The organism is Streptomyces sp. NPDC007189, from assembly GCF_040703635.1.
Lineage (GTDB): Bacteria > Actinomycetota > Actinomycetes > Streptomycetales > Streptomycetaceae > Streptomyces.
In genome coordinates this window covers 271,249-283,221 of the sequence record NZ_JBEYEY010000013.1, presented here as the reverse complement: position 1 = coordinate 283,221, position 11,973 = coordinate 271,249, and the positions used below count along the sequence as shown (strand labels likewise).

General features: G+C 70.7%; 12 protein-coding genes and 1 rRNA gene. 5 read left to right on the top strand and 8 right to left on the bottom strand.

Annotation, left to right across the window (positions count from 1 at the left end):
- Positions 1-91 (top strand): 5S ribosomal RNA (rrf, locus tag AB0950_RS26330); the annotation flags it as partial.
- Between the two features lie 75 nt (positions 92-166).
- On the opposite strand, the gene AB0950_RS26325 is transcribed toward rrf, so the two are convergent.
- Positions 167-718: a cysteine hydrolase family protein gene (locus tag AB0950_RS26325; RefSeq protein WP_360160098.1), complete on the bottom strand. Its 552-nt coding sequence runs from the start codon at positions 716-718 to the stop codon at positions 167-169.
- A 53-nt stretch (positions 719-771) separates the two neighbouring features.
- Between AB0950_RS26325 and AB0950_RS26320 the strand changes: the two genes are divergently transcribed.
- A complete protein-coding gene (locus AB0950_RS26320) occupies positions 772-1,338 on the top strand; it encodes a GNAT family N-acetyltransferase (protein ID WP_360575276.1) in 567 nt (188 codons plus the stop codon).
- Here the strand turns inward: AB0950_RS26320 and AB0950_RS26315 are convergent.
- The 7 genes from AB0950_RS26315 to AB0950_RS26285 form a co-directional block, all read right to left on the bottom strand.
- Positions 1,335-2,909, bottom strand: coding sequence for a type IV secretory system conjugative DNA transfer family protein (locus AB0950_RS26315; RefSeq protein WP_366779537.1), 1,575 nt, complete (start codon positions 2,907-2,909; stop codon positions 1,335-1,337). The two genes, AB0950_RS26320 and AB0950_RS26315, sit on opposite strands and share 4 nt — an antisense overlap.
- Before the next feature lie 38 nt (positions 2,910-2,947).
- Positions 2,948-4,360: an ATP-binding protein gene (locus AB0950_RS26310; RefSeq protein WP_360160095.1), complete on the bottom strand. Its 1,413-nt coding sequence runs from the start codon at positions 4,358-4,360 to the stop codon at positions 2,948-2,950.
- 14 nt (positions 4,361-4,374) lie between these two features.
- Complete coding sequence (locus AB0950_RS26305; RefSeq protein WP_366779536.1) at positions 4,375-5,934, bottom strand: SCO6880 family protein; 1,560 nt, start codon at positions 5,932-5,934, stop codon at positions 4,375-4,377.
- Positions 5,931-7,262, bottom strand: a complete 1,332-nt coding sequence (locus AB0950_RS26300; protein ID WP_360160093.1) for a hypothetical protein — start codon at positions 7,260-7,262, stop codon at positions 5,931-5,933. Before AB0950_RS26300 ends, AB0950_RS26305 begins: the two co-directional genes overlap by 4 nt.
- Positions 7,252-8,085, bottom strand: a complete 834-nt coding sequence (locus AB0950_RS26295) for a hypothetical protein (protein ID WP_360160092.1) — start codon at positions 8,083-8,085, stop codon at positions 7,252-7,254. Before AB0950_RS26295 ends, AB0950_RS26300 begins: the two co-directional genes overlap by 11 nt.
- Positions 8,086-8,192: 107 nt before the next feature.
- Positions 8,193-8,501 (bottom strand): hypothetical protein, encoded by a 309-nt coding sequence (locus AB0950_RS26290; RefSeq protein WP_014673544.1) that lies wholly within the window; start codon positions 8,499-8,501, stop codon positions 8,193-8,195.
- 663 nt (positions 8,502-9,164) lie between these two features.
- The gene (locus AB0950_RS26285) at positions 9,165-9,770 is read right to left on the bottom strand and encodes a TetR/AcrR family transcriptional regulator (protein WP_360160091.1); all 606 of its coding nucleotides are present in this window, start codon (positions 9,768-9,770) and stop codon (positions 9,165-9,167) included.
- Between the two features lie 62 nt (positions 9,771-9,832).
- Between AB0950_RS26285 and AB0950_RS26280 the strand changes: the two genes are divergently transcribed.
- The 3 genes from AB0950_RS26280 (at position 9,833) to AB0950_RS26270 (ending at position 11,966) form a co-directional block, all read left to right on the top strand.
- Complete coding sequence (locus AB0950_RS26280) at positions 9,833-10,732, top strand: oxidoreductase (protein WP_360160090.1); 900 nt, start codon at positions 9,833-9,835, stop codon at positions 10,730-10,732.
- Positions 10,733-10,895: 163 nt separating this feature from the next.
- Positions 10,896-11,666, top strand: coding sequence for a trypsin-like peptidase domain-containing protein (locus tag AB0950_RS26275; RefSeq protein WP_366779535.1), 771 nt, complete (start codon positions 10,896-10,898; stop codon positions 11,664-11,666).
- A gap of 63 nt (positions 11,667-11,729) precedes the next feature.
- Positions 11,730-11,966, top strand: coding sequence for a hypothetical protein (locus tag AB0950_RS26270; RefSeq protein ID WP_360160088.1), 237 nt, complete (start codon positions 11,730-11,732; stop codon positions 11,964-11,966).
- The last annotated feature ends 7 nt before the right edge of the window (positions 11,967-11,973 follow it).

Sequence of the window (11,973 nt, the reverse complement as noted above, 5' to 3'; positions counted from 1 at the left end):
GCCCGGTTACATTCCGAACCCGGAAGCTAAGCCTTACAGCGCCGATGGTACTGCAGGGGGGACCCTGTGGGAGAGTAGGACACCGCCGAACAATTTTTGGGAAAGGCCCACGCCGGATGGCGTGGGCCTTTCTGCATTTCCAGGGGGCGTTCCCAGGACGCGTTTCTCAGAAGCTCACCTCCGCGGTCTTCACCGTCCCGCCCCGGCGGCCCGGTGCGTGCTGGCCGCTCCAGTACAGGTTCGTGTGGGCGATGACCTGCTCCGGGGCCGGCGCTCCGTACTCCGTGAGGTCCTCCGTCGTATGCGCGTCGGCGACCAGCGTCGCGTCGTAGCCCCGCGTGAGAGCGCCGTGCAGGGTCGAGCGGATGCAGAAGTCGGTCTGGGCGCCCGCGACGAGGAGATGCCCCACCGCGCGCTCCGCCAGGACGGACTCCAGGCCGGTGTCCTCGAAGGAGTCCCCGTAGCGCTTGGCGACGAGGGGCTCGGAGTCGAGGCGCTTCAGCTCGGGGACGTACTCCCAGCTCTCGGTGCCCGGCACCAGCTCCTCGTCCTGGTGCTGCACCCAGATCACCGGCGTCCCCGCGGCGCGCGCCTTGTCGACCAGGGTGCGGATGTTGGCGATGACGTCCTCGCGGTGCGGCGAACTCGGTGCCATCACACCGTTCTGGACGTCGATGACCAGCAGCGCGGTGTGCGGGCGTTCGGACAGTGTTGTCATGGCGGCCACAATATGGGGTGCCGCTGACAACCGCCCGCACTACGGTGGCCCTCATGAGCACCTCGACCAGCGGTGACTACGTCATCCGCGCCATACGACCGGACGACTGGCCCCGAGTGAAGGAACTGCGGCTGGACGCGCTCCGGGACCCGATCGCGCACCTCGCCTTCCTGGAGACGTACGAGGAGGGCGCGGCGCGGGCGGACGCCTTCTGGCAGGACCGTGCGACCGGATCCGGTGAGGGATCCACCACGGCCCGGCAGTTCGTCGCCGAGACGCCCGACGGGAGCTGGGCCGGCTCGATCACCGTGCTCATGGAGGAGCCCGGGACCAAGGACTGGGCCGGGTATCCCGTCGAGTGCCGGCAGGGGCATGTGGTCGGGGTCTACGTCCGGCCCGAGCACCGCGGGAACGGACTGATCAAGACCTTGCTCGACGCCGGTGTGGAGTGGGCGCGGGAGCGGGCCGCCGAGCGGGTGCGGCTGCTGGTGCACCAGGACAACGAGCGGGCCCAGGGCGCCTACCGCAAGGCGGGGTTCGTGCCGAGCGGCGTGATCGTGCCGTTCGTGCGGGACGCCTCACAGAGCGAGGTCGAGTTCGTGCTCCGGTGGCCGTCCTAGACCGGTAGCTCCTGATGGGGCCAGCGGGTGCGGGCCTGTTCGCGGGAGCGGAGCAGGGCGAGGGTCGGCAGACCCTGGTCGGCGCCGGTGGCGAGCAGGTCCGGGAGCTGGGGGAGCGGGGCTACGGCCGCGACGTCGTCCAGGACGAGCGTGAGTGGTGGGTCGAGCCGACCGGAGGATGACCGTTCGGCCATGCGCCGGCCGCGCTCGACCACGCTCGAGACGAGGGCCGTCAGCAGCGGCATCGCGCCGGGATTGCTCCTGGGGTCCTCGATGGATTCACCGACCACATAAAGCGTGCCCCCTTCGTGCACGAAGGAATCCAAGGCGAGCGCATCAGTTCGGTTTGGGGTGCATGCCTCGCGGATGTTGACCGTGGACAGCGCGGACAGCGCGCGGCTGGTCAACTCCTGTGCGATGTCGCGGCGTTCGGGGTGGGCGGTGAGCGCGGCCTCGAGCTCGCCGGCGGCGCCGGGGGCGGCCTTGGGGTGGGTGCGCAGGGTGCGTACGGCGTCCTGGATCTGGCTGCCCTGGGACCAGCGGTGCACGTGACGGATGGTGCGGTTCTCCAGGGCGGCGGCGTGGAGGTAGCTGCGCAGGAGGGTGAGCGCGGTGTCGGCGACCGCCTGGTCGATCCTGGCCGTGGGCTGGACCGGGGTGAGCAGGGCGGTGGCCCGGTGCACGGCCGTCTGCTTGTCCTCGCAGCCGATGGTGGGGGACCAGTGCAGACGGGCCGGGGTGTCGCAGAGGTGGGCGGGGTCGTAGAGGACGGTGGGGCCGAGTTTGGCTCTGGCGTCCTTCGTCTCGGACCAGAGGGCGGGGTTCGAGGTGACGACCAGGGCGGGGCCTTCCGCGTCGCGCACGGCCTGGGCAGCGGCCGTCTGGCGGGTCTCCCTGGGAGCCACGATGACTTTCTCCCACCCGCCCACCGGGTCACCGACCACCGGACCACCGCCCGCCGGACCGCCACCCACCGGGTCACCGACCACCGGCCCACCGTCCGCCGACAACTGCGCCAACGGCGTCTGCGGCACCGGACGCGGCTCGGCCACCGTGGGCCGAGGCGCCGGATCCGGCGTGGTCGTCGTGGGCTGCTGCGGTGCCGGGACGGGCTCGGTCGGCTGGGGTTCCGTACGCGGCAGCAGTACCTCGTGCCGCTGTTCCGGCGCCGCCGGCATCGTCCTGTGGGCCCGTGCGCGCGCTCTGCCCGCCCGCCATCTGGCCACCACGCCCATCACGAAGACGGTGAGGACGAACAGGATCATCAGCTGGCCGATGAACAGGCCCCAGAACAGGCCCCAGCCGGAGAGCTGGGACGCCGGGGTGTCGGGCCAGGCGCCGGTGATGTCATGGGGTTCGCCGATGAGGTGACGCATGGCCAGGGGGGTGCGGGTGAAGGTGACGCCGTGCGGCCAGGCGCCCTTGGCGAAGAGGGCCGCGAGGCCGGTGGCCGTCCACACCAGCACGGTCATGCCGAGGAGGAACGCGAGTATGCCGACCAGGAGGCCGTCGGGGATGCCGCCCTGGCCCTCCCGGCGGTCCTCGCGGCGGTCGCGAGCGTCCGGTCTCACCCGTTCCTCCCCTGCCGTGCCTGAAGTCCCTGCCTGCCCTAGGCCACCGTCGACTCGGAGTCGCCCAGATGCTGTTCCACGAAGGCCGCGGCCCGCTGCTCGGCCTCCAGCTCGGCGGCGCGCAGGGCGTCGTCGGCCGCGAGGTCGCTGGAGGACTCGGTCATCGCGCGGTCGGTGAAGACCAGCGGGCGTTCCGTCTCCGTGACCAGGTGTTTGACCACCTGGACATTGCCGTTGACGTCCCATACGGCGATGCCGGGCGTCAGTGTCGGGATGATTTCCACGGCCCACCTCGGCAAACCCAGCACCCGGCCGGTGGCCCGTGCCTCGTCCGCCTTCTGGGCGTAGATCGTCCGGGTGGACGCCATCTTGAGGATGGCGGCCGCCTCCTTGGCCGCCGCGCCGTCGACCACGTCGGACAGATGGTGGACGACGGCGACGAACGACAGACCCAGCCGGCGGCCGAACTTCAGCAGGCGCTGGAACAGCTGGGCCACGAACGGGCTGTTGATGATGTGCCAGGCCTCCTCGACCAGGAAGATGCGCTTCTTCCGGTCGGGGCGGATCCAGGTGTGCTCCAGCCACACGCCGACGATCGCCATGAGGATGGGCATGGCGATGGAGTTGCGGTCGATGTGGGAGAGGTCGAAGACGATCAGCGGGGCGTCCAGGTCGATGCCGACGGTCGTGGGGCCGTCGAACATGCCCCGCAGGTCACCGTCGACCAGCCGGTCCAGGACGAGCGCGACGTCGAGGCCCCAGGCGCGTACGTCGTCTATGGCGACGTTCATCGCCTCGGCCGACTCGGGCTCGGGGTGCCGTAGCTGCTCGACGATGTCGGAGAGGACCGGCTGGCGGTCCAGGATCGACTCGTTGACGTAGGAGTGGGCGACCTTCAGCGCGAAGCCGGACCGCTCGTCCAGCCCGTGCCCCATCGCGACCTCGATGATGGTCCGGAGCAGCGCGAGCTGGCCGGTGGTGGTGATCGCCGGATCGAGGGGGTTGAGCCGGATCCCGTGGTTCAGGGCGGCCGTGGGGTCCAGCCGGATCGGCGTTATCCCCAGCTCCTCGGCGATGAGGTTCCACTCGCCGACGCCGTCCTCGCCCTGGGCGTCCAGGACGACGACCTGGCGGTCCTTGAAGCGCAGCTGGCGCAGGACGTAGGTCTTCTCCAGGGCCGACTTGCCGTTGCCGGACTCGCCGAGGACCAGCCAGTGGGGGGCCGGGAGCTGCTGGCCGTACAGCTGGAAGGGGTCGTAGATGTAGCCCTTCCCGGAGTACACCTCGCGGCCGATGATGACGCCGGAGTCGCCGAGGCCGGGCGCGGCCGTGGGCAGGTAGACCGCCTGGGCCTGGCCGGTGGAGGTGCGCACCGGCAGCCGGGTGGTCTCGACCTTCCCGAAGAGGAAGGAGGTGAAGGCGTCGGTGAGGACGGACAGCGGATCCCGCATCGGCGAATCAGCCCCTACCTTCGGATGCCGGTGGCGAAGGGAAGTGTGTTCACGAAGGCGCGGTGGTGCTCTCGGTCGCACCACTCCAGCTTGAGGTACGACTTGCCGGCGGAGGCCCTTATCGTCCGCTTGTCGCGGGCGAGGGCGTCCGGGTTGCGGGAGGAGACGGTGATGTAGCCGACGAGGTTGACGCCGGCCGCGCCGCTGGCGAGGTCCTCGCCGCGCTGGTCGAGGCGGTTGTGGGCGGCGACGTCGCGCGGGTCGACGGTGCGGTTCATCTTGGCGGCGCGGGAGGCCTCGGCCTCGTCGTTGGTCTTCTCGGTCAGCATGCGTTCGATGGCTACCTCGGTGGGCTCGAGATCCATCGTCACGGCGACCGTTCGGATGACGTCCGGGGTGTGGACGAGGAGGGGGGCGAGGAAGTTGACGCCCACCGGGGTCATCGGCCACTCCTTCACCCAGGCCGTGGCGTGGCACCAGGGGGCGCGGGTGGTGGACTCGCGGGTCTTGGCCTGGAGGTAGGTGGGCTCCATGGCGTCCAGCTCGGCCGGCCAGGCGTTGCGCTTGGTCATGGCCTGGATGTGGTCGATGGGGTGGTCCGGGTCGTACATGGCGTGGATGAGGGAGGCGAGCCGGCTCTGTCCCAGGGGCTGCCGTACCCGGATGTCGGCCTCCTGGAGCCGGGAGCAGATGTCGGTCAGCTCGCGGGCCATGACGACGGCGAGGCCCGCGTCCCGGTCGACCTTGCCGCCGCGGGCGCGGACGGCGCGGGCCATGGCCTGTGCCTCGGCGGCGAGTTCGCGGTTGTAGTGCATGCAGGCGACGAGGTAGGCGCGGTGCTGCTCGCTGCTGGTGGACACCATGGACTGCAGCTGGTCGTACGACTGCTGGAGCCAGCCGGGGGCGCGGGGGTCGCCGCGCTGGGCGACGTCCTTGGCGTGCGCGTCGGGGTCGGCGGGCAGGGTGCGGGCGAGCATCTGCAGGCGGGTGACGAAGCCGTCTCCGTTGGCGACGTGCTTGAGCAGCGTGCCGAAGCGGTCGACGAGGGCTTCCTGGTCCTCGGAGTCGCGCAGGCCGACGCCGGGGCCCTCGATCTCGATGCAGGCGGTGACGGTCTTGCGGTCGGCGTGCAGGAGTACGGCGATCTCGTCGGGCCCGAAGGGGGCGGCGAGCCAGTTGATCCGGCCGATGCCGGGCGGGGGCCCGATCTCGACCTCGCGTCCGTCGAGCCGGGTGCCCGCCTCCATGACGCCGGACCGGTAGACGGCGGTGCCGCCCTTGATGGTGCGTTTGTAGCTGCGGTTGATCTCGAACCACTTGTAGAAGGTGCGGCGCTTGTACGGCACGTAGACCGCGGCGAGCGCGAGCAGCGGGAAGCCCATCAGCAGCACGATGCGCAGGGAGAGCACCGGGACGACGAGGCCGCACATCATGCCGAGGAACGCGCCCGCGATGATCAGCGCGATCTCGCCGGACTCGCGGTTCCGGCCGATGATCGCGTTCGGCCGGGCACGGCCGATGAGATACGTACGGCGGGGCGTGACCGGATGGGACAGGTGGGACTCGGTCGTCAACGCCCTTCACCTCCCGTGCGGTTGATGTTGCGGGTGTTGCTGGCGTGCGGGGTGTTGGCGGGGCTGGCCGGGCTGGGCGCGCGGGGCGCGGGTGTGGCGGAGGGGACGGCTCCGCCGCCGGTGGGGGTACGGCTGCTGTGCGCGGCGACGCCGCCGGTGGCGGGGTTGGCGGGGCGGGGGGTGCTGCTCTGCCCGCCTGCCGCGCCGTTGCTGTCGGCGCGGGTGCTGTGGGTCTTGATGCCCTGGGCGACGAGGGTGGCGGGGGAGCTGATGACGGCGGCGGCCTTGGACTCGGCGCCCTGCATGATGCGGTTGTTGCGGCCGTTGGCGATCTCGTCGCCGAAGCCGGGGACGAAGCGGTAGATCATCGCGCTGGCGAAGATGGCGAGCAGGATGATGGCGAGGCCGGAGACGACGGCGGAGAAGGCGTCGGGGCCGTTGCCGGTGGAGAGCGCGCCGGCGAGCCCGAGCACGATGACGATGACGGGCTTCACGAGGATGACGGCGATCATGATGCCCGCCCAGCGTCGCACGTGCCCCCACAGGTTCTTGTCCACGAGCCCCGCGTAGACGACGGTTCCGAGGAGGGCGCCGACGTAGAGGAGCGCGGCCCTGATGACCAGCTCCAGCCAGAGGACGCCGGCGGCGAGGATGCTGACCAGGGAGACGACGATCAGCATGATCGGGCCGCCGCCGATGTCGGTGCCCTTGCCGAGGGCGCCGGAGAAGGTGCCGAAGAACGTGTCGGCCTGGTCGCCGGTGGCCTTGGCGAGGACGTCGGTCACTCCGTCGGTCGCGGACACGACGGTGTAGAGGATCAGCGGGGTGAACGCGGACGCCAGCACCGTCAGCCACAGGAAGCCGACGGCTTCCGAGATGGCGGTGGTCAACGGCACGCCGCGCACCGCGCGCTTGGCGACGGCGAGGAGCCACAGCAGCAGCGTGAGGATCGTGGACGCGGCGAACACGATGGCGTACTGCTGCAGGAACTTGGGGTTGGTGAAGTCGACGTTGGCGGTGTCCTTCACGGCGTGACTGAGCTTGCCGATGGTCCAGGAGGCGGCGTTGGCACAGCCCTTGGCGAGCGAGGAGAGGGGGTCGAGGGTGTCGGTGAGGGGGTTGTCGGGGGTGGATCCGGTGCCGCCGCCGGAGCCGCCGTCCTTGTTGCAGAACTGCTTGGCGGGGCCTCGGATCAGGTCGCAGGGATCGTTGCTCTTCGTCGGGGTCGGCGAGGGCGCGGCGACGGCGCGGGTGGCGAGCAACACCGCGGTGGTCTGCACGGCTGCAAGGACCGACGCGATCCTGAGGGTGCGGCGGTTAGCGGGCATACGTGAACCCTCCGTACTCCTCGACGGCCTTCGTCATGTCCTCGGCAGTGGATGCCTTTTGGTCGCGGCCCACGGGTACAGGGCCGTCCTTCTGCTGGAAGTCGGTGATCTTCCAGTCGTTGTCGACCCACTTCAGCTGGTACGTCGTGGTGTACCAGCTCTCTGTGACCGGGTTCGTCGAGGCGTCGCCAGAGAGACCGAAGAGCGAGGTGTACCAAACCTCGACCTTGTTGGTGTCCGCTCCAGACGCCGTCACTTTGGTGCCGACGGGAATGACGCGCGATACGAAGGTCTGACCCTGCGGCGGTGTTCCATCCTTGGTCAGGCCGATGTTGGAGAGGAACTGCTGGCTGGAGTACGCGCTGTCCAACGCCGATTGCCGGGCTGCCGCGACATCCGGGGCGTAGACCGCGTTGACGATCTCGTGCCTTCGCGCGGTGTTGAACATCTCGGCCGAACCCAACGCCACCGCGTAGTTCGCCGCCGCGCTCTCCGCCCCCTGCTCCGTATGGGCGAAGCCCGAGGGGATGCCGCTGGTCTTCGTGTTCACCGGTCGGGTTCCCGTGGCGGCGGTGGATGACGTGTGCGGCTGGGAGCCCTTCGTCGTCGAACCGTCGGACGACGACCCGTCCCCCCTGTTGGCGAAAGCGATCGCTGCGATGAGGAGGACCACCACTCCGACCACGGTGACCAGGCTGCGGGAGGAGGAGCGGTGGGGGGTTCGGCGGGGGGCGCCGCCGTAGGGGTCGGTTTCGGGGAGGCGGGTGCGGGTGTGGCCGGTGTCGTCGTAGTCGCTGTAGGCCTGCTCGTCTCCGGAGGTCATGGCGTGCGCGCTCCCTCACCCTCGTAGGCGTACGACGGTAGCCGTGCTGGTTGCCGCGCGGGCGCGGTCTGGTGACTCGACATCAGGGAGACGCAACCTTCGGGGACTCAGACCGCCATGCCGTACACGATCGTGAACAGGGTGCCGAGGGAGCCGATGATGAAGACCCCGGTCAGGCCGGCGATGATCAGGCCCTTGCCCTGTTCGGCGCTGAAGGTGTCGCGCAGGGCCGTGGCGCCGATGCGCTGTTTGGCCGCGCCCCAGACCGCGATGCCGAGGCACAGCAGGATGGCCACGGCCATGACCACCTCGATCATCACCTTGGCCTCGTTGCCCAGGCTGCCGAAGGGCCCCCAGTCCGGAGCGATTCCGCCGATGATGGTGTTGATGTCTCCCTTGTCGGCCGCAAAGAGCATGTAAGTCACCGCCCCTGGTGGGTAGTTCCGTCGGCCCCCTGCGGTGTGCAGAGGTCAGGCCTCATTGTCGCCGACAACGCCGCCGGCGTATGTCGACTTGACGTCATTGACTGGCGGGTTTCGTACGAATGGCGCGTTCGGTCACTCTGTGTATCACGGCAGGTCACGCCGGGCAACGAGGTCCGACCGGAACCTGTCGTGTGGTTCCGTCGTTGTCCTCTCTTGCGACCTGGCACGTTTTCTGACGGCCGGTCGGGTGAGGCGTCTGGACGATGTTCTCATGGGACGGGTGCCGGAAATGGCCAGGCCCCCGGCGCGGCAGGCGTGCTCCGCGGCCGGGGGCGCCGGTGGTGCGAGGGGTCCGGGCAGGGAAGACGGGCCGCGGCCGGCTGTCGTGGCCCGTCTTCCTTCCGTGCCGCCGAGGGGACCCCACGTCCCCCTCACCTGGCGGCTCCCCGTGACCCGACGGGGTGGCCGGTGCGGGCGGCGGCCCGTGGCGACCATCGCCTTGTTGAGTGCGCGGCAACAAGAGGCTTTCGGAATCCTGACTTCCGCCTTACTCGGGGCGGTTGGGGGATTGCTGGCCGATGACGGTGTGCTGGTGCTGTGCTGGGTGCGGCTTGACCGGGCGCACAGGCGCCGCGCGCAGGGCGGTGGCGCGCGTCAGCGGGGCTTGAGGCCGTGCAGCAGCAGGTGGACGTGTTCGTCCAGGCCGCTCAGGGTCTCCTCGGCGTCGAGGGCGCAGGCGGCGATGAGGGCGGCGAGGCCGTGCAGGCTCGCGGCGACGGCCATGGTGATCCGCTCGGGGTCGCCGGCGATGATCTCGCCCTGCTCCTGGGCGTCCGCGACCATCCGGGTGAGGGAGCCGAAGGACTGGTCGACGGCCGCGGCGAGCCGGTCGGAGCTGTCGGGGTCGTGCTTGCGCGCGAACATCAGCTCGAGCAGCTCGGGGTTGTCGACGGCGAAGCCGAGGTAGGCGCGGGCCAGGGCCGTCATCCGCCCCTCGAAGGTGAGGCCGGGCCGTGCGGCGGCGGTGCCCAGGGACCGGTTCAGCCGCTCGTACCCCTCCAGCGCGAGGGCGTCCACGAGGGCCTGCTTGTCCTTGAAGTGCCGGCCGGGTGCCGCGTGGCTCACTCCGACGTCCCGGGCCAGCTCGCGCAGCGAGAGCGCGCCGACGCCCTTCTCGCGCAGGGTGCGCTCGGCGCTCTTGAGCAGGGCTGCGCGCAGGTCTCCGTGGTGGTAGGGGCGGCTGGCGGGCGACGGGGGCATGCCGGCCATCGTATCTCGATGTTGTCATTGACAGCATTGTTGTCGATGTCTACTTTGGGGGCATGGCTGACAACTGGAACGCGACCCGTCTTCCCGACCTGACCGGCCGTACGGCCGTGATCACCGGCGCCAACAGCGGCCTCGGTTTGGTCACCGCCGAGGCACTCGCCCGCGCCGGAGCGCATGTGGTGTTCGCCGTACGGGACCTCGCGCGGGGCGGCGCCGCCGCGGCGAAGGTGAGCGGCAGCACCGAGGTGCGGCGCCTGGACCTGGCCGACCTGGACTCGGTGCGGGAGTTCGCGGACGGCTGGGACCGCCCGCTGGACCTGCTGATCAACAACGCGGGCGTGATGATGCTGCCGGAGCAGCGCACCAAGCAGGGCTTCGAGATGCAGTTCGGCACCAACCACCTGGGGCACTTCGCGCTGACCAACCTGCTCCTGCCGTATGTGCGGGACCGGGTGGTGACGGTGTCCTCCGCCTACCACCGCTACGGCGACAAGGTGATCCACTTCGAGGACGTGAACCTGCGCGGCCGCTACACCCCGACCCGCGCCTACTCCCAGTCCAAGCTGGCCAATCTCCTGTTCACCCTGGAGCTCCAGCGCCGCCTCGCCGAGGCCGGCTCGCCCGTGCGCGCCGTCGCCGCCCACCCCGGCTACGCGTCCACCAATCTGCAGAGCCACCACGCCAGCGCCCTGGCCCGGGCCCTCCTGTCCGTCGGGAACAGGATCTTCGCGCAGAGCGACCGGGCGGGCGCCCTGCCCACCCTCTACGCGGCCACCGAGGACCTCCCCGGCGCGTCCTACGTCGGCCCCTCCGGCCTCGGCGAGATGCGCGGCGCCCCCACGCTGGTCGGCCGCAGCCCGGCGGCCGGCGACCCGGAGGCGGCCCGGCGCCTGTGGACCCTGTCGGAGGAGCTGACGGGGGTCGAGTGGGGGCTGAAGCCGGCCGGCTCGTGATGTCAGTGGCGTGACGTAGCGTAATCGTGGGTGGCCGGAGTGTCAGGGGGGCGGAGCGGTGCCGGCGTCGGCGCACGCGGCTCGGAGTGCCGGGAGGTTTCACAGGAAAATCTCAGATAAGTCACGGTCGGATTCTCACGTTCGTGGGGGACAGTGAGCACTGATGAAGCGCACCTCACGCATCAGGGTCACCTCGCGCCCCACGTTGCTCGGCGCGGTGGTGATGCTCGCCCTGACCTCGGCGTCGGTCGCGGCCGCCGACGACGGCCCGGGCCCCTTCGGGGTCACCGCCGACGCCGTCGCCACTCGGCACACGGCACGGGTCGGCGCGCTGTTCGCCGCCGACCGGGCGGACGACCTGGCCGGTGGTCACTTCTGCACGGCGTCGGTCGTGCACAGCCCGCAGGGCAACCTCGTCGTCACCGCGGCGCACTGCGTGAACGGCGCCGACAGCGACCTGGTGTTCGTGCCGGGCTACCGGGACGGACAGGCGCCGTACGGGGTGTGGAAGGTGACCGGGCGCTACCTGCCCGACGGGTGGGCCAAGGACCAGGACGAGGACAGCGACCTGGCGTTCGCCACTGTGGAGAACCTGGACGGCAGGCGCCTCGAGGACGTCGTGGGCGCCAACCGCTTCACCACCGGTACGGCCACCGGGGCCACCGCCGTGACCGTCATCGGCTACCCCGACTCCCGCGAGGTGCCCATCAGGTGCACCAACAAGCCCGTCGCGCACAGCCGCACCCAGCAGCGCATCGACTGCCCGTCCTTCGCCGGCGGCACCAGCGGCAGCCCCTGGATCAACGGTGACGCCCAGGTCGTGGGCATCCTCGGCGGCCACGAGGAGGGCGGCTCGACCGACGACGTGTCGTACAGCGTGGTGCTGGGCACCGAGGCGGCCGAGCTGTACAGGGACGCGATCGGCGATCCCTGAAGCGCAGGCGACGGGAAGGCGGCGGGCGCGGCAGGCGGTCCGGCGAGCAGCCGCCGGCCCGAGGTGCTGACCGTCCGCGAGCGGATCGCCGCCACCGGACAGGCCGTGCCGTCCCCCGTCGTCACCTTCGGCTTCTCGGTCCTGGCCTTCGCCGTCGCCGCCGCGGCCGTGCGCTGGGCGAACCGGCGCAGATACAGGGTCTTCAGCACCGGCGAGGCGCCGGCCACCGGCGCGGAGGCGGCCGGCGCGGCGCTGGACACGACGTCCCTGAAGAAGGCGCCGCTGAGCGGGCGGAGATAGCGGCTGC